The 24,910-nt window shown below is 71.5% G+C and carries 19 protein-coding genes and 1 pseudogene; 9 read left to right on the plus strand and 11 right to left on the minus strand.

What is annotated here, in order from left to right; translation table 11 throughout:
- Window positions 1-423: 423 nt before the first annotated feature.
- A complete protein-coding gene (locus tag J2N69_RS08395) occupies window positions 424-849 on the minus strand; it encodes a DoxX family protein (RefSeq protein WP_230900175.1) in 426 nt (141 codons plus the stop codon).
- A gap of 129 nt (window positions 850-978) precedes the next feature.
- Window positions 979-1,683, minus strand: a complete 705-nt coding sequence (locus tag J2N69_RS08400; RefSeq protein ID WP_230904637.1) for a class I SAM-dependent methyltransferase — start codon at window positions 1,681-1,683, stop codon at window positions 979-981.
- A 166-nt stretch (window positions 1,684-1,849) separates the two neighbouring features.
- Here J2N69_RS08400 and J2N69_RS08405 point away from each other — a divergent pair, with 166 nt between their 5' ends.
- Window positions 1,850-2,110, plus strand: coding sequence for a DUF6343 family protein (locus J2N69_RS08405; protein WP_127912017.1), 261 nt, complete (start codon window positions 1,850-1,852; stop codon window positions 2,108-2,110).
- Between the two features lie 41 nt (window positions 2,111-2,151).
- Here J2N69_RS08405 and J2N69_RS08410 read toward each other — a convergent pair whose 3' ends face one another.
- The 3 genes from J2N69_RS08410 to J2N69_RS08420 all read right to left on the minus strand — a co-directional run bounded on the left by J2N69_RS08410 (window position 2,152) and on the right by J2N69_RS08420 (window position 4,226).
- Window positions 2,152-2,523, minus strand: coding sequence for a tetratricopeptide repeat protein (locus tag J2N69_RS08410; RefSeq protein WP_230900176.1), 372 nt, complete (start codon window positions 2,521-2,523; stop codon window positions 2,152-2,154).
- Window positions 2,524-2,637: 114 nt separating this feature from the next.
- Window positions 2,638-3,243 carry a dephospho-CoA kinase gene (gene coaE, locus J2N69_RS08415; protein ID WP_230900177.1) on the minus strand — a complete coding sequence of 202 codons (606 nt, stop codon included), beginning with the start codon at window positions 3,241-3,243 and terminating at the stop codon, window positions 2,638-2,640.
- Between the two features lie 44 nt (window positions 3,244-3,287).
- Entirely contained in the window at window positions 3,288-4,226 is a 939-nt protein-coding gene (locus J2N69_RS08420) for a PAC2 family protein (RefSeq protein WP_230900178.1), read from the minus strand.
- 214 nt (window positions 4,227-4,440) lie between these two features.
- Here J2N69_RS08420 and J2N69_RS08425 point away from each other — a divergent pair.
- Window positions 4,441-5,423 (plus strand): annotated as a pseudogene (locus tag J2N69_RS08425) (right-handed parallel beta-helix repeat-containing protein).
- 123 nt (window positions 5,424-5,546) lie between these two features.
- Here the strand turns inward: J2N69_RS08425 and rpsA are convergent.
- Complete coding sequence (gene rpsA, locus J2N69_RS08430; RefSeq protein ID WP_205040278.1) at window positions 5,547-7,055, minus strand: 30S ribosomal protein S1; 1,509 nt, start codon at window positions 7,053-7,055, stop codon at window positions 5,547-5,549.
- Window positions 7,056-7,397: 342 nt separating this feature from the next.
- On the opposite strand from rpsA, the gene J2N69_RS08435 reads away from it, so the two are divergent.
- Window positions 7,398-8,219 carry a class I SAM-dependent methyltransferase gene (locus tag J2N69_RS08435; protein ID WP_230900179.1) on the plus strand — a complete coding sequence of 274 codons (822 nt, stop codon included), beginning with the start codon at window positions 7,398-7,400 and terminating at the stop codon, window positions 8,217-8,219.
- 4 nt (window positions 8,220-8,223) lie between these two features.
- A complete protein-coding gene (hrpB, locus tag J2N69_RS08440) occupies window positions 8,224-10,764 on the plus strand; it encodes an ATP-dependent helicase HrpB (RefSeq protein ID WP_230900180.1) in 2,541 nt (846 codons plus the stop codon).
- On the opposite strand, the gene J2N69_RS08445 is transcribed toward hrpB, so the two are convergent.
- The 5 genes from J2N69_RS08445 to polA all read right to left on the minus strand — a co-directional run bounded on the left by J2N69_RS08445 (window position 10,761) and on the right by polA (window position 18,235).
- Window positions 10,761-11,759, minus strand: a complete 999-nt coding sequence (locus J2N69_RS08445) for a cell envelope lipid trafficking protein PgfA (protein ID WP_230900181.1) — start codon at window positions 11,757-11,759, stop codon at window positions 10,761-10,763. The two genes, hrpB and J2N69_RS08445, sit on opposite strands and share 4 nt — an antisense overlap.
- Window positions 11,760-11,806: 47 nt before the next feature.
- Entirely contained in the window at window positions 11,807-11,941 is a 135-nt protein-coding gene (locus J2N69_RS08450; protein WP_230900182.1) for an SPW_0924 family protein, read from the minus strand.
- A gap of 188 nt (window positions 11,942-12,129) precedes the next feature.
- Window positions 12,130-13,905 (minus strand): lytic transglycosylase domain-containing protein, encoded by a 1,776-nt coding sequence (locus J2N69_RS08455; RefSeq protein WP_230900183.1) that lies wholly within the window; start codon window positions 13,903-13,905, stop codon window positions 12,130-12,132.
- 183 nt (window positions 13,906-14,088) lie between these two features.
- Entirely contained in the window at window positions 14,089-15,084 is a 996-nt protein-coding gene (locus tag J2N69_RS08460; RefSeq protein WP_230900184.1) for a serine hydrolase, read from the minus strand.
- A gap of 487 nt (window positions 15,085-15,571) precedes the next feature.
- Window positions 15,572-18,235, minus strand: a complete 2,664-nt coding sequence (gene polA, locus J2N69_RS08465; protein WP_230904638.1) for a DNA polymerase I — start codon at window positions 18,233-18,235, stop codon at window positions 15,572-15,574.
- A 214-nt stretch (window positions 18,236-18,449) separates the two neighbouring features.
- Between polA and J2N69_RS08470 the strand changes: the two genes are divergently transcribed.
- From J2N69_RS08470 to J2N69_RS08490, 5 genes are all read left to right on the plus strand, one after another.
- Window positions 18,450-20,729 carry an FdhF/YdeP family oxidoreductase gene (locus J2N69_RS08470; RefSeq protein ID WP_230900185.1) on the plus strand — a complete coding sequence of 760 codons (2,280 nt, stop codon included), beginning with the start codon at window positions 18,450-18,452 and terminating at the stop codon, window positions 20,727-20,729.
- 80 nt (window positions 20,730-20,809) lie between these two features.
- Window positions 20,810-21,319 (plus strand): PaaI family thioesterase, encoded by a 510-nt coding sequence (locus tag J2N69_RS08475; protein WP_230900186.1) that lies wholly within the window; start codon window positions 20,810-20,812, stop codon window positions 21,317-21,319.
- Between the two features lie 157 nt (window positions 21,320-21,476).
- A complete protein-coding gene (locus J2N69_RS08480) occupies window positions 21,477-21,650 on the plus strand; it encodes a hypothetical protein (protein WP_230900187.1) in 174 nt (57 codons plus the stop codon).
- A gap of 911 nt (window positions 21,651-22,561) precedes the next feature.
- Window positions 22,562-23,809: a branched-chain amino acid ABC transporter substrate-binding protein gene (locus J2N69_RS08485; RefSeq protein ID WP_127911968.1), complete on the plus strand. Its 1,248-nt coding sequence runs from the start codon at window positions 22,562-22,564 to the stop codon at window positions 23,807-23,809.
- Window positions 23,810-23,980: 171 nt separating this feature from the next.
- Window positions 23,981-24,910, plus strand: coding sequence for a branched-chain amino acid ABC transporter permease (locus tag J2N69_RS08490; RefSeq protein WP_230900188.1), 930 nt, complete (start codon window positions 23,981-23,983; stop codon window positions 24,908-24,910).

Below are 24,910 nucleotides of genomic sequence, written 5' to 3' on the forward strand. Positions count from 1 at the left end.
CCCCGACGGCTGACCGTGGCGGGGGTTGGCCCCGGCGAGGGCCAGCCCGGCGAAGGCGCCCGCGGCCAAGGCTGGACCCGACGGAGGTAGCCCCGGCGAGGGCCGACCCCGGCGAAGGCTGACCGTGGCGGGGTTGACCTCGGCGAAGGGTGACCCCTACGAAGGCTGACCCCGGCGGGGGGTGACCCCTACGAAGGCTGACCCCGGCGAGGGCTGACCCCGGCGAAGGCCAGCCCCGGCGTCGGGCACGGCCGAGTGCGGAAGGGTGCCGCTGACGACCGGGGAGCACAGCGACCGCCAGGAACCACGGCGGGCCGACGACCGCCAGGAAGTACGGCGGGCCGACGGAACCTTTCCGCGATCCGCGACGCAGGCCGTGGATCGCAGGCCGCACGCCACGCGGCGCGCGCCGCGGCCCGGGGCTCACGGGCGCAGGCGGGCGACCAGCTTCGTCGTCTCCTCGCGGGTCGCCCAGGCGATCCAGGCCAGCGGGACGGTCAGGATCAGCGGCGTCGCGGCGTTCTCCCCGCCGAGCGCCGTGATCGTCACCACGAACGCGCCGGCCATCAGCCCGATGAACGCCGTCGCGGCGAGCGAGGAGAGCAGCGGCAGCAACAGCGCGACACCGCCGAGCAGTTCCAGCGCCCCGATCGTGTACATCCCCGGGGCGCCCCAGCCCAGCTTGTCGAAGGACTCGACGGCGGTCGGGTGCGCGATCAGCTTCGGGACACCACTCGCGACAGCGAAGAACACGGCGAGCACCACGCGGAGTGTGCGTAGGGTGATGCGGGCGCCACGGCTGCGAGACGCGGTACGAGCGGTGGCGGTGGCTGCGGCGGTGGCCGTCATGGCGTCTCCTCGGTGACGGGGGGGCGCGGGGCCGCCGCCCTGCTGGGCCACCGGCCTGCCGCGCCGCTGTGCTGTCACAGAGGTAGACGGAACCGCCACCCGGAACTCATCGCTCCCGCACGCCCCAACTCACCGCCCCCGCACCCCCACAGGCACCGCCCGCACCCAAGTACCGTCATCCGTGAGGTACTTGTCGACCTTCAGACCCGCCTCGGCGAGCGCCTCCTCGAACTGCTCCGGGGTGAGCGGGCGGGCCAGGAACGTCTGCGTCCACACGGCGTCCGGGAAGACGTACTCCGCGCGGACGCGGTTCACGCCGTCACCCATGGGCTCCGCCGAGACGATCCGGATGGTGCAGCCGCCCGGATCGACGCGTTCCCTCGGCAGGTCGGTGTGGTAGTCGGGCCCTTCCCGCTGGATCAGCACGCAGCCGTCGTCCGTGACATGGCTGCGGCAGACCCGCAGCATTCTGCGCCGCACGGCCACGTCGCCGGCGTGCACGAGGAACGACGCGAGCATCACCACGGGGAACTTCTCGTCGAGGTCGAGCGCCTCGATCGGGCTCCGTACCGTACGCACCCCGCCGTCGAGCGCGGCGACCCGCTCCAGCATCTCGGCGGACTCGTCCACGGCCGTCACACGGAAGCCTCGCTCCAGCAGCGGCCGGGTCACGCGGCCCGCACCGCAGCCCAGTTCGAGGATGTGCGCGCCGGGTGGCGCCGCCCCGGCGACGATCTCGGGCTCGTCCCGCACGGTGAGGCGCGCGTACAGCTCCACCGCGCAGCCGTCCGGCGTGATCGCGCCGGGCCCCGTCCCTTCGTACCCCTCACGCATCCGCACAGTCATGCCCCGCCAACGAAGCGGGACACGGAGCCGTTCCCTCCGCACCTCGCGGCTCGCCGACTACGGCGGGAAACCAGCCAGGGACTCCGTACCGGTGTCAGGGCGTCCGGCACGTTGCTGCCGCCCTCTCTATCCTGAAAGGAGGAGATGACCTCACATGCGCACAGGCAGTGAACCGCTGACAGCGCGCAGTCCCCTGCGGATGCGTTTCTGGTTCAGCGTCTGGGGCCTCGGCTGGGCCGCCTTCGGCACGGCCGCCTTCGCGCTGGCCGGGCGGACCGGGTGGGCGGTGGCGTGCGGGGTGCTGCTGCTCGTGGTCACGGCCGACCTCGCGTGGGTGGTACGCCGCATGCGCCAGGGCCCGCACTACCAGCCGGGCCGCGACATCCCGCCGTACGATCCACCGGACATCCCCTAGCCGGCCCGCCCCGCGACCGGCTTCGGCCCCAGGCGGCGGCGTCAGTCCTGCTGCTCGTCGAAGCGGGCCGCCGCCAGGTACTCCGGCTGCGGGTCCAGGGCGGCGGCGAGGCGGAAGTGGCGCCGCGCCTGCTCCGGGCGGGCGGCGCGTTCGTAGGTGCGGGCCAGCGCGAAGTGCGCGAACGCGTTGTCCGGTTCGCGCTCCAGGACGATGCTGAACTCCAGCTCCGCGGCGCGCAGTTGCGCGGCGGCGAAGAAGGCGCGGGCGCGCAGCAGCCGGGCCGCGGTGTTCTCGGGGTGGGCCGCGATGACCGTGTCGAGCAGCTTCACCGCGCCCCGCGGGTCCCGCGCGGCGAGGAGCTGCTCCGCCGCCCGGAAGTCGATGACGTGAGTCTCCGGGGTAATTTCGGGCACGCTGGACTCCTTCCCTCACTCCCCTGGATCAACGCCCGCCGCGACTGCGCCTATTCCGCCCCTGTTCCGCGCCGACAGCCCGCCGAGCGGGACCGACCGCCTGCCCGGCAGGGGCTAGTCCCGCGTACGCGCCCTGCGCACGAGGTCCGCCCAGACGTCGGCGACCCGTTCCTGGAGCCCTTCCAGGGGGCCGTTGTTGTCGATCACGATGTCGGCGATCTCCAGACGCTTCTCGCGGGTGGCCTGCGCCGCCATCCGCGCGCGGGCGTCCTCCTCGCTCATGCCGCGCAGCCGCACCAGGCGATCCAGCTGGGTCTCGGGGCTCGCGTCGACGACGACCACGACGTCGTACAGCGGGGCGAGGCCGTTCTCCGTGAGCAGCGGCACGTCGTGGACGACCACCGCCTCGGCGGGGGCGGAGCGTTCGAGTTCGGCGGAGCGGGCGCCGACCAGCGGGTGCACGATCGCGTTGAGGGCGGCGAGCTTGTCGGCGTCGGCGAAGACCAGCGCGCCGAGCCGGGGGCGGTCCAGCGAACCGTCCGCGGACAGGATCTCCCGCCCGAAGGCCTCGACGACCGCCGCGAGGCCCGCGGTCCCCGGCGCCACCACCTCGCGCGCGATCTTGTCGGCGTCGATCAGGACGGCACCGGACGCGACCAGGAGCCGCGAGACCTCACTCTTGCCGGCGCCGATTCCGCCGGTCAGACCAACCTTCAGCATGACGGGCAGCTTAAGGGGCTGCGGGCACGCGGCAGAAGCCGCCGTCAGGCGTCGCCCTCCCGCTCGGCCAGAAAGCGCTCGAACTCCCGGCCGATCTCGTCGGCGGAGGGGATGTCGGCCGGCTCGGCCAGCATGTTGCCGCGCTCCTGGGCACCCGCCGCCGCGTCGTACTGGTGCTCCAGTCCCTGGATCAGCGCGACCAGTTCCTCGTCGCCCTCCTGGATCTGCCGGTCGATCTCGGTCTGGGTGCGGTGCGCCTCTGTGCGCAGGCCGTGCGCGACGCCGGGCAGCACCAGGCCGGTGGCGGCGGTGATCGCCTCCAGGACCGTGAGGGCCGCGTCCGGGTAGGCGGAGCGCGCGATGTAGTGCGGGACGTGCGCGGCGACGCCCAGCACGTCGTGGCCCGCCTCCAGGAGGCGGTACTCGACGAGGGACGCGGCGCTGCCGGGCACCTGCGCCTCCTCGAAGGGACTGCGGTGGCCGGGGACCAGGTCGGTGCGGTTGCCGTGCGGGGTGAGACCCACGGGGCGGGTGTGCGGCACGCCCATGGGGATGCCGTGGAAGTTCACCGACAGGCGTACGCCGAGGCGCTCGACGATCTGCTGGACGGCGACGGCGAAGCGCTCCCACTCGACGTCCGGCTCGGGTCCGGAGAGCAGCAGGAAGGGCGCGCCCGTGGCGTCCTGCACGAGACGGACGTCGAGCGTCGGCACCTCGTAGTCCGTCCAGCGGTCGCGGCGGAAGGTGAGCAGCGGGCGGCGGGCGCGGTAGTCGACGAGCCGGTCGTGGTCGAATCTGGCCACCACCTGCCCGGGGAGGCTGTCCGTGAGCCGCTCGACGATCTGGTCGCCGGTTTCGCCCGCGTCGATGTATCCGTCGAAGTGGTAGAGCATGACCAGTCCGGCCGACTCCTGGGCGAGCGCCATGTCGACGACGGCGAGGCCCTTCGGCTCCCATGCGTACAAACCCTGCGGATCAAGCACTGTGACCGCTCCTCCTCGTGTTCGTAACGGAGAACGCACGCAGGGCCACGGGCATTCCCGCCACCACCGGCTTGCCGGCGGACCTTGACGGGGCACCTTGACGCGGACATGCCCCGCCTCTACGTTCGCACCGTTCACATGGACACCCTCCGTTCACGTACAAGAACCCTTGTTGTGCGAGACCCCCCCACCCCCCGACGGGAAGGCCACCCCCATGCGCACCCGACGCCCCCTGCTGACCGCCGCGCTCACGGCGGCGACCGCCGCCGCGACCCTGGCTACGGCCGTCTCCGCCGCCGCCGCACCCGGTGCCGCCGCGACGCCCGCGCGGACCATCGAGGTCTCCACCGCCGCCGAGCTCAAGGCGGCGCTGACCGACGCCTCGCCCGGCGACACGATCCACCTCGCCGACGGGACGTACACAGGCAACTTCAAGACCTCCGTGGCGGCGAGCGCCGGTGCCCGCGTCACGCTGACCGGCTCCGCGAAGGCGGTGCTCACGGCCGGCGGCGGCTACGGCCTGCACCTGAACGGCGCCGCGTACTGGACCGTGAAGGGCATCACCGTGACCGGCGGCCAGAAGGGCATCATGATCGACTCCGCGCGGGGCGTCGTCGTGGACGCCGTCACGGTGCACGGCCTCGACATGGAGGGCGTCCACTTCCGCACGTCGAGCCGCGACGGCGTGATCAAGAACTCGCGGATATACGACACCGGGAACGACGGCCGCGGCATGGGCGAGGGGGTGTACGTCGGCACCGCCAACACGCTCTCCGACAAGAGCGACAACGTCCAGATCCTCGGGAACACGATCGGTCCGGACGTGGGCGGCGAGGCGGTCGACCTGAAGGAGGGCACCACGGGCGGCAGGGTCGCGGGCAACACGTTCGACGGCAGGGGGATGACCGGCAACCACTACGACGACTCGTGGGTCGACGTGAAGGGCAACAACTACGTCATCGAGAACAACACCGGCAAGAACACCCTGAACAACGGCTACGAGACCCACACCCAGCAGTCCGGCTGGGGCTGCGGCACGGTCTTCCGCGGCAACAGGTCCACCCTCACGGGCGCGACGGGCGACAGCGCCTCGCCGTCAACGTGACCAACTACAGCGGCAGCTGCAGGACGACGGTCCACGCCGACAACACGGTGACGGGAGGCCGGGGCCTGACCAACATCCCGGTCACCCCGTAAGCCCGCCATGGGGGGACGCCCTGAAGGGGCCCGCCCCGGCAGCCGAGACGCACCGCGGGCCCGCACCCCCGAAGGGATGCGGGCCCGCAGTGTGGTTCAGCTACAACCGCCTAGAGGCGAGCGTCAGCTCTGGCCACCGGCCAGCTTCTCGCGCAGCGCGGCGAGCGCCTCGTCCGAAGCCAGGGCGCCGGAGTTGTCGTCCGACTCCGAGGAGTACGAACCGCCGCCGCCACCGGACGCGGCCGGAGCGGCGCCGGCCGGAGCCGCCGCACCCTCGGCCTCGGCCTGGGCGTCGGCCTCGCGGGACTTGATGACCTGGGCCTGGTGCTGCTCGAAGCGCTGCTGCGCCTCGGCGTACTGGGTCTCCCAGGCCTCGCGCTGGGTCTCGTAGCCCTCGAGCCAGTCGTTGGTCTCGGGGTCGAAGCCCTCGGGGTAGATGTAGTTGCCCTGGTCGTCGTAGGACGCGGCCATGCCGTACAGGGTCGGGTCGAACTCGACGGCCGACGGGTCGGCGCCGAAGGACTCGTTGGCCTGCTTCAGCGACAGCGAGATCCGGCGACGCTCGAGGTCGATGTCGATGACCTTGACGAAGATCTCGTCGTTGACCTGGACGACCTGCTCCGGGATCTCCACGTGACGCTCGGCCAGCTCGGAGATGTGGACCAGGCCCTCGATGCCCTCGTCGACGCGCACGAACGCACCGAACGGAACGAGCTTGGTGACCTTACCGGGAACGACCTGCCCGATCTGGTGCGTGCGGGCGAACTGCTGCCACGGGTCTTCCTGCGTCGCCTTGAGCGACAGGGAGACACGCTCGCGGTCCATGTCCACGTCGAGAACCTCGACGGTGACTTCCTGGCCGACCTCGACAACCTCGGAGGGGTGGTCGATGTGCTTCCAGGACAGCTCGGACACGTGGACGAGACCGTCGACGCCACCGAGGTCCACGAACGCACCGAAGTTGACGATCGAGGAAACGACGCCGGAGCGGACCTGGCCCTTCTGCAGGGTCGTGAGGAACGTCTGGCGGACCTCGCTCTGGGTCTGCTCGAGCCAGGCACGGCGGGACAGGACCACGTTGTTGCGGTTCTTGTCCAGCTCGATGATCTTGGCCTCGAGCTCCTTGCCCACGTAGGGCTGGAGGTCGCGGACGCGGCGCATCTCGACGAGGGAGGCCGGAAGGAAGCCACGGAGGCCGATGTCGAGGATGAGACCACCCTTGACGACCTCGATGACGGTACCGGTGACGATGCCGTCTTCTTCCTTGATCTTCTCGATCGTGCCCCAGGCACGCTCGTACTGAGCGCGCTTCTTGGACAGGATCAGACGGCCTTCCTTGTCCTCCTTCTGGAGAACCAGGGCCTCGATCTCGTCGCCGACCTTGACGACCTCGTTCGGGTCGACGTCGTGCTTGATCGAGAGCTCGCGGCTCGGGATGACGCCTTCGGTCTTGTAACCGATGTCGAGCAGGACCTCGTCCCGGTCGACCTTCACGATGACGCCGTCGACGATGTCGCCGTCGTTGAAATACTTGATCGTCTCGTCGATCGCGGCGAGGAAGGCTTCCTCGTTACCGATGTCGTTGACCGCTACCTGCGGGGTGGTGGCGGTGGTCTCGGTGCTGCTCGTCATGTGGGTTAGGGCTCCGGTACGGACATTGAAGTCGTAGGTACTGCAACGCCGGGAGCCGATTTCGCTCTGCAGAAGCCGGACAGCCTAGGAGGCGCGCTTCCGGCAAGGGAAGGCGTCTCGACAACCGAGGGGACATACAACAGACGCGAGCGCAGCCTGCTATGTCTGAGGAGCGCAGGCTCGCAGCGCAACTTGTAGCATACGGGGGCAGCCGGACAGGGTCAATGCGCGAAGGCGCACACCCGGGGCGGAACGCCGCATACCCGGCACAAAACCTGTCGTCTGAGGCCACACGGGCCGCACCGCGCCCCGCCTCGACGAGTTCGACGGAAGATTACGACGATGGAGCCGATCATCCAAGAGTCCGCACTGCCCGAGCCCGAGGCCACTCGCCGTGCCGCCAACGTCACGGAGAGCAGCCGCGCCAACCGCGGCTGGTGGGACAGGAACGCCGACGACTACCAGGTCGAGCACGGCACGTTCCTGGGGGACGACCGTTTCGTGTGGGGTCCCGAAGGGCTCGACGAGGTGGAGGCGGAACTGCTCGGTCCGCCCGAGGGCCTCAAGGGCAAGGACATCCTGGAGATCGGCGCCGGCGCCGCCCAGTGTTCGCGCTGGCTGCTGACCCAGGGCGCGCGCCCCGTGGCCCTCGACCTCTCCCACCGCCAGCTCCAGCACGCGCTGCGCATCGGCGGGGACGTCCCCTTGGTGCAGGCCGACGCCGGGGTCCTGCCCTTCAAGGACGGCTCCTTCGACCTCGCCTGCTCCGCCTACGGAGCGCTGCCCTTCGTCGCCGACCCGGTGCTCGTCCTCAAGGAGGTGCACCGCGTGCTGCGCCCCGGGGGCCGCTTCGTGTTCTCCGCGACGCATCCGATCCGCTGGGCCTTCCCCGACGAGCCGGGCCCCGAGGGGCTCTCCGTGGCGGCCTCCTACTTCGACCGCACCCCCTACGTGGAGCAGGACGAGCAGGGGAACGCCGTCTACGTGGAGCACCACAGGACGATTGGCGACCGGGTGCGCGACATCGTGGCGGGCGGCTTCCGCCTCGTCGACATCGTGGAGCCGGAGTGGCCCGCCTGGAACACCCAGGAGTGGGGCGGCTGGTCCCCGCTGCGCGGAAACCTGATCCCGGGGACGGCCATCTACGTATGCGTACGAGACTGAGCGTGTGATCCGTGACCTCGCCGCCCTGAACCTGCCCGTACGTGACGCGCTGCCCGGCCTCCGCGCCGCCCTGGAGGGGCCGGGCAGCGCGGTGCTGTGCGCGCCGCCCGGCACGGGCAAGACGACGCTGGTGCCCCTGGCGCTCGCGGGCCTGATCGAGGCGCCGGGCGCCTTCGCGGGCGTACGTCGTGTCGTCGTCGCCGAGCCGCGGCGCATCGCCGCGCGGGCCGCCGCGCGGCGGATGGCGTGGCTGCTCGGCGAGAAGGTGGGCGAGAGCGTCGGCTACACCGTGCGCGGGGAGCGCGTCGTGGGTCCACGCGCGCGCGTGGAGGTCGTCACGACGGGTGTGCTGCTCCAACGTCTGCAACGCGACCAGGAGCTGGCCGGTGTGGATGTCGTCGTCATCGACGAGTGCCATGAACGGCATCTGGACGCGGACACCGTGGCGGCCTTCCTGGTGGACGTGCGGGCGGCGCTGCGGCCCGAGCTGCGGCTGGTGGCCGCGTCCGCGACGACCGACGCGCAGGGGTGGGCGCGCGTCCTCGGGGGCGCGCCGGTGGTGGAGGCCCAAGGGATCGCGCACCCGGTCGAGGTGGTGTGGGCGCCGCCCGCGCGGCCGGTGCGGCCGCCGCACGGGATGCGCGTCGATCCCGCGCTGCTCACGCACGTGGCGTCGGTGGTGCGGCGGGCCCTGGCCGAGCGGGACGGTGACGTCCTGTGCTTCCTGCCGGGCGTCGGTGAGATCGCGCGCGTGGCCGGGCAGCTGGGCGGCCTCGGGGACGTGGAGGTGCTGCAGGTCCATGGGCGGGCTCCGGCGGATGTGCAGGACGCGGTGCTCGCGGGGTCGCCGGGGCGGCGGGTCGTGCTGGCCACGTCGGTGGCCGAGTCGTCGCTGACGGTGCCGGGCGTGCGAGTGGTCGTGGACTCGGGGCTGGCGCGCGAGCCGCGGGTCGACCACGCGCGCGGGCTGAGCGCGCTGGCGACGGTGCGGGCCTCGCAGGCGGCGGGACGGCAGCGGGCGGGGCGGGCCGGCCGTGAGGCGCCGGGGGCCGTGTACCGGTGCTGGGCCGAGGCCGAGGACGCGCGTCTGCCGCGCTTTCCCGCCCCGGAGATCAAGGTGGCGGACCTCGCCGCGTTCGCCCTGCAGACGGCCTGCTGGGGCGATCCGGACGCCTCCGGGCTCGCGCTGCTCGATCCGCCGCCGGGCGGCGCGATGGCGGCGGCGCGGGAGGTCCTGGCGGCGGTGGGGGCGGTCGACGCGGCCGGGCGGGTGACGGAGCGCGGCACGCGCATGGCGCGGGTGGGCCTGCATCCGCGCCTGGCCCGCGCCCTGCTGGACGCGGCGCCGCTCGTCGGCACCCGGCGGGCCGCGGAGGTGGTGGCGCTGCTGAGCGAGGAGCCGCCGCGGGAGTACGGCGACGACCTCGCCGCGGCCTGGCGGTCCGCTCGGCGGGGCCAGGACGGCTACGCGGCGCGCTGGCGTACGGAGGCGCGGCGCCTGACCTCTGCGGGGGTCAAGGACCAGGCGGCGGCACCCGGCTCCGGGGGTGAGGAGCGGGTCGCCGGGGTGGTCGCCGCCCTGGCGTTTCCCGAACGCGTGGCCCGGGCGGTCGGCGGCGGAACGTACCTGATGGCCAACGGCACCCGGGCCGAACTGCGCCCCGGCTCCGCGCTGACGGGGGCCGAGTGGATCGCCGTGGCCGTGGCCGACCGCCCGGTGGGCGCCGGGCACGCGCGCGTACTGCTCGGCGCGCAGATCGACGAGGACGCGGCACGCCGCGCCGCCGCGCCGCTGTGCTCCGAGCGGGACGAGGTGGCGTGGTCCGGCGGGGACCTGGTGGCGCGGCACGTCGAGCGCCTCGGGGCCGTCGAGCTGGCGGTGCGCCCCTTGCGGGACCCCGACCCCTCTCTCGTACGGGAAGCGCTGCTGGCCGGGTTGCGGGAGGAGGGGACCGGGCTGCTGAAGTGGTCACGGGGGGCGCGGGAGCTGCGGGAGCGGCTTGCCTTCCTGCGCCGGCACCTGGGTGAGCCGTGGCCCGACGTGTCGGAAAGCGCCCTTCACGCGCGCGTGGACGAGTGGTTGGAGCCCGAGCTGTCCAAGGCGCGGCGCCGGGCGGACCTCGGCCGCATCGACGCGGGGCAGGCGCTGGGGCGGCTGCTGCCGTGGGCCACGGGTGAGGCCGTGCGCCTGGACGAGCTGGCTCCGGAGCGGCTGGAGGTGCCGAGCGGGTCTAGGATTCGGATCGACTACTGCGACCCGGGGCAGCCCGTCCTCGCGGTGAAGCTCCAGGAAATGTTCGGGCTGGCGGAGACTCCCCGGATCGCCGCCGGGCAGGTGCCCGTGGTCGTCCACCTGCTGTCGCCCGCGGGGCGTCCCGCCGCCGTCACGGCCGATCTCGCCTCGTTCTGGCGGGAGGGCTACCGCGCGGTGCGGGCGGAGCTGCGCGGCCGGTATCCGAGGCATCCGTGGCCGCAGGACCCGGCGTCGGCCGAGCCGACCCGGTTCACCAAGGCGCGTCAGGCCCGGGAGGGCGGGGGCGCCTAGGCGGTGACGGGTTCCGGTTCGGGGCCGGTCGTGACCGTGGGCCCGGGGCCGTCCGGTCTGCGTCCGCGGGCCTCCAGCCAGAGGGAGAGGGCGAGCAGGAGCAGGCCGAGGCCGAGGAAGCCCCAGGGGAGGTAGGAGGTGAGCAGGAGCACCAGGACGCGCTGGGAGGTGACCAGGTCGACGGTGCTCTCGATGTAGTCCTCGCGCATCTTCACGTGTCCGGCGAAGACGGTGACCTTGTCGCGTCCGCCGAGGAGTGTGCCGCCGCGCAGTTCGTTCCGCTGGATCTCCTCGCCGTAGACGGGGGCGCCGGTGGTCGGCTCGACCCAGAACTTGCGGACGGTGGTGTACCAGCGGGTGGTGCCGGTCTTGGCGAGGGACTTCGGGGTGATGCCCTTGACCGGCATCGTCTTGGGGAAGGGGACCTTGGTCCAGGGGATGGTCTGTTCGAAGTAGTAGACGTGTACGCCGCGGAAGGTCCGGGTGCCCTTGTAGTGGATGGGTTTGGTGACGCGGGCCTGCGCGTCGAAGTACTCGTAGTCCCGCTTCTCCGTCAGGAAGGGCCACTTGAACTCGATGCCCTGGCGCCTGACCGGGTCCCCGTCGACCGACTCCCCGGTGGCGTGCACCGGTTCCTGGCTGTGGGCGTCGAAGATGTAGCGCTCGGGGACCTTGGAGACCATCTTGCCGTCGGAGTCCTGGACGTAGGAGAGGGCGTCCCAGACGACGACGTCGCGGTCAGCGCTCCTCTCGATCTCCTCCGAGGCCTCCACGTTGCCCTTGAGGGTCTGCACGATGGTGACTTTGTCGACTTTCCCGGCCTTCATCGTGCCGTAGTCGATGAGGGTGGGGTTCTTCGCCTCCAGGACGGTTTCCTGGTATTGGCCGGGCGGGATCTTCGCGAGGCGCGGGAAGGCGTACCAGCGCGTGAGCGGGGACATGGCCGCGCAGAACACGGCCAGGGCGAGCAGGACGAGGCTGGCCTTGCGGCGCATCGCGGCGACCCTCCCTACGTCTACGGGTGTGCGGGACAGTGCGGCTGCTACGGACGCTCGGGGACGGTGGTGAGCAGGGGTTCGGGGGACGTCTCGCCGGGCGGGGCGCCGATCGCCGTGATCGCCAGGACCAGGGCGAGCGCGAAGGCGAGACCGGTGGCGGCGGCGATGAGAGCACGCATGCGGGGCCTTTCGGGTCGACCTCGGCCTGAGCTGATAGGGCGTCAGGTCGGGCACCGTAGCAACGCGGGGGCGAGATGAGAACACGTCGCGCGGCACATCGGTCGCACGACCCCGTCGCACGACACAGGACCGCCCCCGCGCCGTCGTCGGCGCGGGGGCGGTCCTGGAGGGTTTGCGGGAGATCCGGTCAGGCGGTCGGCGTGGCCGCGGTGGTGGGAGCGCCCGGGGTGGTGGCCGGCGGAGTGGTGGAAGTCGGCGGGTCGGTCGGGGTGGTCGGGGTGGTGGGGGCCGTCACCTTCAGCTCCACCGTGACCGTGGCGCCGCCGGCCGTGACGACCCGCAGCAGATACGTGCCCGCCGCGTCGTCGGCGTACAGCTTCGGCAGCTTCAACAGGCCGTTCGCATCGGTCGTGAGGCCCTTGAGGACACGGACCGGCTTGCCGTTCGCGTCCTTGAAGTAGGGGCCCTTGTCGTTGGCCGAGGCGTCCGTCGCCGACGTCACCAGGGTGGCGGTGGTCGCCACACCCGCGGCCGCCCGGCCCTTGTACGTCGCCTTGAGCTCGACCTGGCCGGCGAACTCCTTGCCCGCCTCGCAGACCAGCGGCTCGGCGCTGGTCCTGACCAGGGCGTCGGCCTGGCGCGCGGTGACCTTCACCGCGTAGTCGAGGCCCGTCAGCTTGCGGCCCACGACCGTGGCGCGCACGGTGAACTGGCCCGTCTTCTCACCCGCCTTGAGCACGGGGGCGGTGGCCCGGCCCGCGGCGTTCGTGGTGACGACGACGCTCCTCGCGCCGCCCTCGAAGCGGGTGTCCGTGTCGCCGACGACCCGGAACTTCACCTTCACCTTGGCGACGCCGGAGCCCGACTTCGACGCCGTACGCACCTGCACGCGACCGGCGAAGGCGTCGCCCGCCGTCGCGGCCAGCGTGCCGGTGCCCGCGTCCTGCAGCCGCGCGACCTGCTCGGTGGGCGTGGGAGCGGGCTTGTCGCCGCCGTTCCCGGGGTTGCCGCCGTTGCCGGGGTGGCCGCCGTTTCCGGGGTGGCCGCCGTTGCCCGGCTTGTCGTTGGTGCGCGGCGGTTCGTAGGTGCCGGTCATGTCGCGGTTGCCGTCGCCACCGGGGCCCACCGGCCGCAGGACCGGGTTCCGCGTGCGGTCGTCGCTGCGGTCGTCCGGCAGGACGCCCTTGCCGTCGGGGACCTCGTGGGTGCCCTTGCGGTAGTACTCCAGCCACGACAGGACCGTGTTCAGGTACTCCGTCGAACGGTTGTAGCTCAGGATCGCCTTGTGCAGGTCGTCCTCGTCGGCCAGGTCGCGGTCGTTCGCGCAGAGGTAGTGGCCCGCGGCGAGCGCCGCGTCGTAGACGTTGTTGGGGTCCTTCTTGCCGTCGTTGTTGCCGTCCTGGCCCGAGGTGGCCCACGTCGACGGGATGAACTGCATGGGGCCGACCGCGCGGTCGTGCGTCGTGTCGCCGTCGAGCACCCCGCGGTCGGTGTCGGTGATCTTCGCGAAGCCGTCGCCGTTCAGGGGCGGACCGGTGATCGACTTGAGCGTCGTGCCGTTCGCGTCGACCCGGCCACCCCAGGCGTGGCCCGACTCGACCTTGCCGATGGCGGCGAGCAGTTGCCAGGGGACGTTGCAGCCGGGCTTGGTGTCGGCGAGCGTGGCCTCGGCCTTCTTGTACGCGTCGAGGACGGTGGCCGGCACGCCCGCCTCGGCCTCCTTGTCACCGCCGTTGGGCGGAAGGGGGTTGGGGCTCTTCAGGCGCGGCAGATCGGTGTAGTAGGGCGAGTCACCGGTCGCGGAGTCGCCCGGCGGCGTGTCCGCCGCTCCCGCCGTGCTGCCGTCGCGCGGAACGTCCGTCACGCCCGGGGCCTGCGACGCGGCGAGTGCCGCCACCGCCGCCGCGGCCACCGCGCTGGTCACCGCCCCCCTGCGCAGTCGCCTGCCGAATACCGGCGCCATGACCGAGCCACCCCTCCCCTATTGACGACTGTTGCGCGCCGACCCCACCTCCGTACACGCTCGTCTTCGTACGCGCGTGCTCCCCAGCGGGGCGGCTCTGGCGACACTACGACAACTTGCCGCACCCAGGCACCCGTGCGTGCCCGGTTTTTACCAGTTGGCCAGTACGCCGCGACAGGGCTGTTACGTCGTGGGGTTCTCCCCCTTGGGGCCGGGCTCCTCGCCCGGCCTCGTGAAGTCGCCCTCCGGCGGCGCCGATCCGTCCGGGACCTCGCTGATCTCGCTCTCCGGGGTGAAGCCCTGGGCAATGGCGCGGCCCCTGTGCAGAGCGCGGTGCACGGCGTGCGCGACGCGTTCCACGGTGCGCACTCCGTAGGCCATCGAGGGGTTTCCGTGGCTGAGGACGACGATGCGGTACGTGCGGCCGCCGCCCGTGAACACGCCGGCGCTGTGCACCCGCCAGCCGTGCGTGGTCCTCGGCAGCCAACCGTTCTTGAGGTGGGCGCGGATGCCGCGCGGCATGCCTGCGGGCACGCCCCACCGCTGGTCGCTCCGTACGTCGGCCATCTGCCGGAGCCCGTAGGCGCGGGCGTTCGGCCGCAGGAGCCCGCGGACGTCCGGGGCGTCGGTGAGCACGCCGAGCAGCCGCTGCTGGTCGGCGGCCGTGGTGCGGGTCAGGCCCCAATAGCCGTACGGGCCAAGGATGGTGGCGGTGGTGCCGACGCGGCGCAGGAAACGCGAGAGGTAGGGGCGGCCCAGGTTGCTCCAGAGCTGGCCGGCCGCGGGGTTGTCCGAGCGGGTGATCATGGGGCGGATTCGCCGGTGCTCCCAGGCGGTGAGGCCGCGGCCCCACTCCTGGGCGCGGCGCAACGCGCCCTCCATCATCAGCACCTTGGCGAGGCTCGCCGCGTCGTACTGGCGGTGGCTCGCGAGTTCGCAGACGAGGCCGGTACGGGTGTCGTGCACGGCGACGGAGACGCTGCCGGCCCTGGACGACAGCGCCGCCCGGATGTCCTGGGACACACGGGCGGCGAGGGAATGGTCGCGGTCGGCCGTGCAGAGGGCTGCGCCCTGCTGGTCACTGGCGTCCGCGGCGGCCGCGGGTATGGGGCTCAGCAGGGCCGTGGTGAGCGCTGCGGCGATCATGGACCGGCAGCGGGCTCGCAGGTGAGGGGCCATGGGCTCATCCTGGCGGGGCCGGGGGTGGGGGGCGCGGGGGCGGGGGCCACGTGGGTGAGGGGCCCTGCGGGGCTGGGGCGGGGGTTGTGCGGGCGGGGCGGTGGTTGCCGGGGGTGGTTGCGGTGGCGTCTTTGCTGCGGGTGGGTGGGGGTTGCTCGCGCAGTTCCCCGCGCCCCTTTGGGGCGCTGTGCCTCTCCGGGGAAGACCACAAGCCCCTCCACCCCGCCCCTTCAGGGGCGCGGGGAACTGCGCGGCCAGCCCCCACCGGACCGCACCAGACCCCGGACCCGCAACTCCCCACCCGCCCCTTTAGGGGCGCGGGGAACTGCGCGACAAGCCACCACCGGACCGCACCAGACCCCGACACCCCAACCCCCCACCCGCCCCCTCAGGGGCGCGGGGAACTGCGCGACAAGCCACCACCGGACCCGCAGCCGACGAGACACCGCCAACCCAAGCCGCACCCCACCGCCCCGCCCCCGGAAGGCTAATGCGCTGCGGATTCCCAGTTCGGGCCCACGCCCACCGAGACGTCCAGCGGCGCCCGCAGGGACACCGCGCCGGCCATTTCCCGGCGGACCAGCTCCTCCACCTTCTTCCGCTCCCCCGGAGCGATCTCCAGGACGATTTCGTCGTGGACCTGAAGCAGCATGCGGGAGTCGAGCTTCGCCTCCGTCAGCGCCCCGTGGACGTTCAGCATGGCGATCTTGACGATGTCCGCGGCCGTGCCCTGGATCGGGGCGTTCAGCGCCATCCGCTCGGCCATCTCGCGGCGCTGGCGGTTGTCGCTGTTGAGGTCCGGCAGATACCGCCGGCGGCCCAGCATCGTCTCCGTGTAGCCCGTGGCACGGGCTTCGTCGACCGCGCGGCGCAGATAGTCCCGTACGCCACCGAACCGCTCGAAGTACGTGTCCATCAGGGCCCGCGCCTCGCCCGCGTCGATGTTCAGCTGCTGGGAGAGGCCGAACGCCGACAGGCCGTACGCCAAGCCGTACGACATGGCCTTGATCTTGCGCCGCATCTCCGCGTCGACCTTCGAGCGGTCCACGGAGAACACCTGGGAGGCGACGGTGGTGTGCAGGTCCTCGCCGGAGGTGAACGCCTCCAGGAGGCCTTCGTCCTCGGAGAGGTGCGCCATCACGCGCAGCTCGATCTGGCTGTAGTCCGCCGTCATCAGCGACTCGAAGCCCTCGCCGACGACGAAGCCGCGGCGGATCGCGCGGCCCTCGTCCGTGCGGACCGGGATGTTCTGGAGATTGGGGTCGGTCGAGGAGAGACGGCCCGTGGCGGCCACCGTCTGGTTGAACGTGGTGTGGATGCGGCCGTCCGGGGCGATCGACTTGATCAGCCCCTCGACGGTCACGCGCAGCTTCGCCTGCTCGCGGTGGCGGAGCATGATGACCGGCAGTTCGTTCTCCGTCTGGGCGGCCAGCCAGGCCAGCGCGTCGGCGTCCGTGGTGTAACCGGTCTTGGTCTTCTTCGTCTTGGGGAGGTTCAGCTCACCGAAGAGGACTTCCTGGAGCTGCTTGGGCGAGCCGAGGTTGAACTCGTGGCCCGCCGCGGCGTGCGCCTCCTTCACCGCCTGCTGCACGGCGCCCGCGAACTGCTGCTCCATCGCCTCCAGATGGGCGCGGTCGGCCGCGATGCCGTGCCGCTCCAGGCGGGCCAGGAGCGTGGACGTGGGCAGCTCGACGTCCTGCATGAGGTCGCTCGCGCCGACCTCCCGCAGCTTCTCGCCGAAGGCGGTGCCGAGGTCCAGGACGGTGCGGGCCTGCGACATCAGGAAGTCCGCCTCGGCCCGCTCGTCCTCCTCCGTACCGAAGGCGAGCTGTCCGTCGGCGGCGGAGGCGGGCGCCAGCTCACGGCCCAGGTACTCCAGGGAGAGCGCGTCCAGCGCGAAGGAGCGGCGGCCCGGCTTGACGAGATAGGCGGCCAGGGCGGTGTCCATGGTGACGCCCTCCACCGACCAGCCGTGCTCGGGGAAGACCCGCATGACGGCCTTGGCGTTGTGCATCACCTTGGGCTTGGCGGGGTCGGCGATCCAGGTCGCGAACGCGTTCTCGTCGGCCTCGTCCAAGGCCGTCGGGTCGAACCAGGCGGCCGCTCCCCCGGCCGCGGCGAGCGCGACCTCGGTGACCGTGCCCGAACCGAGCTGCCAGGTGTCGACCGTGGCGACACCGAGCACCGCCTTGCCGTGCTCGGCCAGCCACGGGGCCAGCTCGCCCGCGCCGAGGACCGCGCCGTCCAGCTCGACGCCGGGCGCGACGGGGGTCTGCCCGGCCTCCTCGGCGCCCGGGTCGACGGCCAGCAGACGCTCGCGCAGCGAGGGGTTACGGATCTCCAGGGTGTCCAGGACCATGGCGAGCGCCGTGCGGTCGTACGGAGCGCGCTCCAGGTCGGCGACCGTCTTCGGCAGCTCGACGTCGCGCACCATCTCGGTCAGGCGGCGGTTGAGCTTGACCGCCTCCAGGTGATCGCGGAAGTTCTGCCCGGCCTTGCCCTTGACCTCCTCGGCGCGCTCGACGAGGTCGGCGAACGAACCGAACTGGTTGATCCACTTCGCGGCGGTCTTCTCGCCGACACCGGGGATGCCCGGGAGATTGTCCGACGGGTCGCCGCGCAGCGCCGCGAAGTCGGGGTACTGGCTGGGCGTGAGGCCGTACTTCTCGGCGACCTTCTCCGGCGTGAAGCGCGTCAGCTCCGAGACGCCCTTGGTCGGGTAGAGCACGGTGACGTGGTCGGTGATCAGCTGGAAGGAGTCGCGGTCACCGGTGACGATCAGGACCTCGAAGCCGGCCGCCTCCGCCTGGGTGGCGAGCGTCGCGATGACGTCGTCCGCCTCATAGCCGTCCACGGCGAAGCGCACCGCGTGCATCGCGTCGAGCATCTCGCCGATCAGCTCGACCTGGCCCTTGAACTCGTCCGGCGTCTTGGAGCGGTTCGCCTTGTAGTCGGGGAACTCCTGGGAGCGCCACGTCTTGCGCGAGACGTCGAAGGCCACCGCGAAGTGCGTGGGCGCCTCGTCACGCAGGGTGTTCGCCAGCATCGACGCGAAGCCGTAGATCGCGTTCGTCGGCTGGCCCGTGGCGGTCGTGAAATTCTCCGCGGGCAGCGCGAAGAACGCCCGGTACGCCAGGGAGTGCCCGTCCATGAGGAGCAGGCGCGGGCGCTGCTCACCGCCCGTCTTCGGGGCCTTGGCCGCCACGGTCTCGGACTTCTTCTTCGATGCTGTTTCTGCCACGTCCCCGATCCTGCCACGCCCCACTGACAGTCCCGTCCCGTCCCGCCCCTGCGCCCGGCATTGTCACCGGTGCGTGGGAGGATCGGAGACGTAGCTCACGTAGGTGCTCGAAGGGGAGCCGACCATGGCAAGCAAGCCGCCCAAGGGCGATCCGGTCCAGGACGCGCCGCAGGTCGAGCAGGCGCAGCACGCCGCCGCCGGGCTGCCCGCCATCGGCCACACGCTGCGAGTCGCGCAGCGGCAGATGGGGGTGCGCCGCACCGCGCTGACCCTGCTGCGGGTCAATCAGAAGGACGGCTTCGACTGCCCCGGCTGCGCCTGGCCCGAGCCGGAGCACCGCCACAAGGCGGAGTTCTGCGAGAACGGCGCGAAGGCGGTCGCCGAGGAAGCCACGCTGCGCCGCGTCACCCCCGACTTCTTCGCCGCGCACCCCGTCGCCGACCTCGCCACCCGCAGCGGGTACTGGCTGGGCCAGCAGGGCCGCCTCACCCACCCCATGTACCTGGCGGACGGCGCGCAGAAGTACGAACCCGTCTCCTGGGAGCGGGCCTTCGACATCGTCGCCGAGGAGCTGGCCGCACTCGACAGCCCGGACGAGGCCGTCTTCTACACCTCGGGCCGCACCAGCAACGAAGCGGCGTTCCTCTACCAGCTCTTCGCCCGCGAGCTGGGCACGAACAACCTCCCCGACTGCTCCAACATGTGCCACGAGTCGTCCGGCTCCGCCCTGACGGAGACGATCGGCATCGGCAAGGGCAGCGTCCTCCTGGAGGACCTCTACAAATCGGACCTGATCATCGTCGCCGGGCAGAACCCGGGCACGAACCACCCGCGCATGCTCTCCGCCCTGGAGAAGGCCAAGAACAACGGCGCGAAGATCATCACGGTCAATCCGCTGCCCGAAGCGGGCATGGAGCGCTTCAAGAACCCGCAGACCCCGCAGGGCATGCTCAAGGGCACCGCCCTCACCGACCTCTTCCTCCAGGTCCGCCTCGGCGGCGACCAAGCCCTCTTCCGCCTCCTCAACAAGCTGATCCTGGAGACCGAGGGCGCGGTCGACGAGGAGTTCGTCCGCGAACACACCCATGGGTACGAGGAGTTCGCCGCCGCCGCGCGGGACGCCGACTGGGACGAGACCCTTAAAGCCACGGGCCTGGACCGCGCGCGCATCGAGGAAGCCCTCGCCATGGTGCTCGCCTCCCGGCGCACCGTCGTGTGCTGGGCGATGGGCCTCACCCAGCACAAGCACTCCGTGCCGACGATCCGCGAGGTCGTCAACTTCCTGCTGCTGCGCGGCAACATCGGCCGCCCCGGCGCGGGCGTCTGCCCCGTGCGCGGCCACTCCAACGTGCAGGGCGACCGCACGATGGGCATCTTCGAGCGGCCCGCGCCCGCCTTCCTCGACGCCCTGGAGAAGGAGTTCGGCTTCGCGCCGCCCCGCCACCACGGCCTGGACGTCGTCCGCGCCATCCGCGCCCTGCGCGACGGCGAGGCGAAGGTCTTCTTCGCCATGGGCGGCAACTTCGTGTCGGCCTCCCCCGACACCGACGTCACCGAGGCGGCGATGCGCAAGGCCCGCCTGACAGTGCACGTCTCCACCAAGCTGAACCGCTCGCACGCCGTCACGGGCGCCCGCGCCCTGATCCTGCCGACGCTCGGCCGCACCGAACGCGACCGCCAGGCGGGCGGCGAGCAGTTCGTGACCGTCGAGGACTCCATGGGCATGGTCCACGCCTCCCGCGGCCGCCTGGCACCCGCGAGCGACCAGCTGCTCTCCGAGCCCGCCATCGTGTGCCGCCTGGCCCGCCGCGTCCTCGGCCCCGCCTCCCGCACCCCCTGGGAGGAGTTCGAGAAGGACTACGCCACCGTGCGCGACCGCATCGCGCGCGTCATCCCCGGCTTCGAGGACTTCAACGCGCGCGTGGCGCACCCCGGCGGCTTCGCCCTGCCGCACGCCCCGCGCGACGAGCGCCGCTTCCCCACCGCCACCGGCAAGGCCAACTTCACGGCAGCCCCCGTGGAATACCCGGCCGTCCCCAAGGGCCGGCTGCTGCTCCAGACGCTGCGCTCCCACGACCAGTACAACACCACCATCTACGGCCTCGACGACCGCTACCGCGGCATCAAGAACGGGCGCCGCGTCGTCCTGGTCAACCCCGAGGACGCCGCGGAGCTGGGCCTCGCCGACGGCACGTACGCCGACCTGGTCGGCGAGTGGCGGGACGGCGTGGAGCGCCGCGCGCCGGGCTTCCGCGTCGTGCACTACCCGACGGCCCGGGGCTGCGCCGCCGCGTACTACCCGGAGACCAACGTGCTGGTGCCGCTGGACGCCACCGCCGACACCAGCAACACCCCTGCCAGCAAGTCCGTTGTCGTACGCCTGGAACAATCCTCGCTCGACTGAGCGTTTGCTCAGCGGTAGACAGCGACAGACAGCGACAGCTGACGAGTGTGTCGACGGACGAACGAACGGAGCCGGGCCCCATGGGCGAGCAGCACAGCGTGAAGTTCCCGCAGGAGGTCATCGACGAGTACGCGGCACTCGGTGTCGACCTGGCCGCCCTGTTCTCCGCGGGGCACCTCGGCACCCGTATGGGCGTGCAGATCCGCGAGGCGTCGGCGGAGCGCGTCGTCGGCACCATGCCCGTCGAGGGCAACACCCAGCCGTACGGCCTGCTGCACGGCGGCGCCTCCGCGGTGCTCGCCGAGACCCTCGGCTCGGTCGGCGCGATGCTGCACGGCGGCGTCACCAAGCTCGCCGTCGGCGTCGACCTGAACTGCACGCACCACCGCGGCGCCCGCTCCGGCCTGGTCACGGGCGTGGCGACGCCGGTGCACCGGGGCCGCTCCACGGCCACGTACGAGATCGTGATCAGCGACGAGGAGGGCCGGCGGGTGTGCAGCGCCCGCCTGACGTGCATGCTGCGGGACGCCCCCGAGGGCGCCACGACCGGATCGGGCGCCGCGACGGGGTCGGATGGCGCGACCGGCTGACCTGACGCCGGGCGGACGCGCACGCACCGCAGAAGGGCGGGCGCACGCGCACCGCAGGAGAGGGGACGCCCACGCGTCACAGGGCACGGGCTCACGCGTGGCCGGAGGCGGCGCACACGCATTGTCGGGGTGCGTGCCTCCGGTCTAGCGTCGGCGCATGAGGCACCGGACACAGCACCGGGCACGGCTCCATGCGCTCGCCCTCGCTCTCCCGCGCGCCCCCGGCCCCGGCCGCGACACGCCGGACACCACCGGCCCCGCCCCCTCCTCCCGCACCTCCATCCCCTCACCCGCCGGGCTCCGCGGGCCCAGCGGCGGGCCACGGATGTGAACGCCATCGGTCCGGTCGAGCCGGGCGAGGACACCTACGGGCGCGAACCCACCCACGGCCGGAACGAAGCCGCCGCTTTGGAGGCGGCCTGGCGCGACCCCCGCCGGCTCCGCCACCGCCGCACGGCCCTCGCCACCGCCGCGGCCGTGCTCCTCGGCGCGGCCGGGCTGAGCCTCCACCTGACCCGCCCGCAGCCTCCGCCCCCGCCGCCCGCGCCACGCCCGCCCTGGCCGTCGCAGAGTGTCGCGGTGACGTACGCGGGCGAGATGTCGCGCCCGCGGGCAGGGCAGCGGGACTTCACCTTCGCCGTCACCTTCACCCAGGAGGCCGGCCCCCCGGTGTCCGTACGCCGGATCGCCCAGCCCTCGGCGGCGCTTTCGGTGCGCGCGTCCCCTGCCACCCCATTCACGTTGAAATCGGGAACACCCCGGAAGTTGATCATCACGATGCACATTCGCGAATGCGGAGAAGTGCCACGGAATGCTGGACTCCCATTCCTCGAAGTAACACTGCGTAATGCGCGTGCAAACGAGCGGCAGAGTTACATCCTGGGTCCGGAATACGCGAATGATCTTTCCGGGGCGCTGACCGCCGCATGCCCACGAACACGCGTGTCATGACCCAAACGCCTTTACACTCCTGCCGGTTGGCCTGGAGATTCTCAGCATGCGGATACGTCGAGATCCCCCGAACAAGGTCATATTCGGCCTCAAACGCCCCCTGCGTTCCACCCCGGAATACTCCGTGGCATAACAAGAGCGTCACAGCCTTGGTCTGACCACTCCACCTGGAACAAAGGCGCCCTTAGAGTCACGGCCAGTCACCGCGCCCACCGGATTCCCGTCAGTTCGGTTCCGCGCTCGACTCGGCATCCCAACAAGGGACAGCCGTGCCAGGGGAAAGGACTGATCGTGCGTCAACGTTCGCTCATAGCCATCACCGCTGCACTCACCGCGGGGGCTCTCACCCTCACCGCCTGTGGCTCGCGCGACGACAAGGACAAGGAGAACGCCGGGGGCGGCGGCACCACCGTGGTCATCGGCGTCGACGCGCCACTGACCGGTGACCTCTCCGCGCTGGGCCTCGGCATCCGCAACTCCGTCGACCTCGCCGTCAAGCAGGCCAACGCCAAGAAGTACGTCGACGGCATCACCTTCAAGATGCAGGCCGCCGACGACCAGGGACAGCCCTCCTCCGGCCAGACCAACGCCACCAAGTTCGTCGCCAACAAGGAGCTCCTCGGCGCCGTCGGCCCCCTGAACTCCTCCGTCGGCGAGTCCATGCAGAAGGTCTTCGACGACGCCAAACTCGTCCAGGTCTCCCCCGCCAACACCAACCCGGCCATGACCCAGGGCCCGGACTGGAACGGCGGCAAGAAGGTACGCCCCTACAAGGCCTACTTCCGTACGGCCACCACGGACGCCATCCAGGGCCCCTTCGCGGCGCAGTACCTGTACAACAAGGCCAAGAAGAAGAAGGTCTTCGTCATCGACGACAAGAAGACCTACGGCGCGGGCCTCGCCGCCACCTTCAAGGACGAGTTCACCAAGCTCGGCGGCAAGGTCGCCGGCACCGAACACGTCAACCCCGACACCAAGGACTTCGGCGCCGTCGCCACCAAGATCCGCAACTCCGACGCCGACGTCGTCTACTACGGCGGCGAATACCCCGCCGCAGGCCCCCTCAGCAAGCAGATGAAGAAGGCCGGAGCCAAGATCCCCCTCGTCGGCGGCGACGGCATCTACAGCGCCGACTACATCAAGCTCGCCGGCAAGGACGGCAAGGGCGACTACGCCACCTCCGTCGGCCAGCCCGTCGAACAGCTCCCCTCCGCCAAGGAGTTCATCGCCAACTACGAGAAGGCCGGCTACAAGGAAGCCTACGAGGCCTACGGCGGCTACTCGTACGACTCCGCCTGGGCGATCATCGAGGCCGTCAAGAAGGTCGTCGAGGACAACGACGGCGAACTGCCCTCCGACGCCCGTGCCAAGATCGTCGACGCCATGCAGGACGTCTCCTTCGACGGCGTGACCGGCAAGGTCTCCTTCGACGAATACGGCGACGCCACGAACAAGCAGCTCACCGTCTACCAGGTCAAGGACACCACCGACCCGACCAAGGGCTGGAAGCCCGTCGAGTCCGGCACCTACACCGGCTGACCCACCACCCGCAGCACGACACCGCCGCGCGGGGCGCTGCCCGACAGCGCCCCGCGCGGCGTCGCATCCGACACGGTGACGACCCGACCGTCGCAGCGGCGCCGTGTCCGTCGCGTCCGTCGCATCCGTCGCATTCGAAATCCGTCGCTCGAAAGACTCGGAGGACCTGCGGTGCACGAACTGCCGCAACAGCTGGTCAACGGCCTGCTACTGGGCTCCATGTACGGCCTGATCGCCATCGGCTACACCATGGTCTACGGCATCGTCCAGCTCATCAACTTCGCCCACGGCGAGATCTTCATGGTCGGCGGCTTCGGCGCCCTCACCGTCTGGCTCTGGCTCCCCGCCGGCACCACCATGTGGGCAGCCATCCCCCTCATGATCATCGGTGCCGTCATCGTCTCCACCACCATCGCGATCGGAGCCGAACGCTTCGCCTACCGGCCCCTGCGCGGCGCCCCCCGACTCGCACCCCTCATCACCGCCATCGGCCTCTCCCTCGCCCTCCAACAGGCGATCTGGGCCTGGTACCCCCACGCCAAGTCCTCCCGCACCTTCCCCGAGATCCCCGGCGACTCCATCCACATCGGCAGCGTCACCATCCAGCCCGGCGACCTCTTCCTCGTCGTCGCCGCCCCCCTCTGCATGTTCGCCCTCGGCTGGTTCGTCATGAAGACCCGCGTCGGCCGCGGCATGCAAGCCACCGCCCAAGACCCCGACACCGCCAAACTCATGGGCGTCAACACCGACCGCGTCATCGTCGTCGCCTTCGCCCTCGGAGCCGCCTTCGCCGGCATCGCCGCCATCGCCTACGGCTTCCGCTACGGCGAAGTCAACTTCCGCATGGGCTTCCTCTGGGGCCTCAAAGCCTTCACCGCCGCCGTCCTCGGCGGCATCGGCAACATCTACGGCGCCATGATCGGCGGCCTCGTCCTCGGCGTCGCCGAAGCCATGGCCACCGCCTACATGAACGACATCCCCGGCATGGACAAGCTCGGCGGCCAGTCCTGGGCCGATGTCTGGGCGTTCGTACTCCTCATCGTCGTCCTCCTCGTCAGGCCACAAGGCCTCCTCGGCGAGCGCGTCGCGGACAGGGCGTGA

This window comes from Streptomyces huasconensis (genome assembly GCF_021028635.1).
GTDB classification, from domain to species: Bacteria; Actinomycetota; Actinomycetes; order Streptomycetales; family Streptomycetaceae; genus Streptomyces; species Streptomyces huasconensis.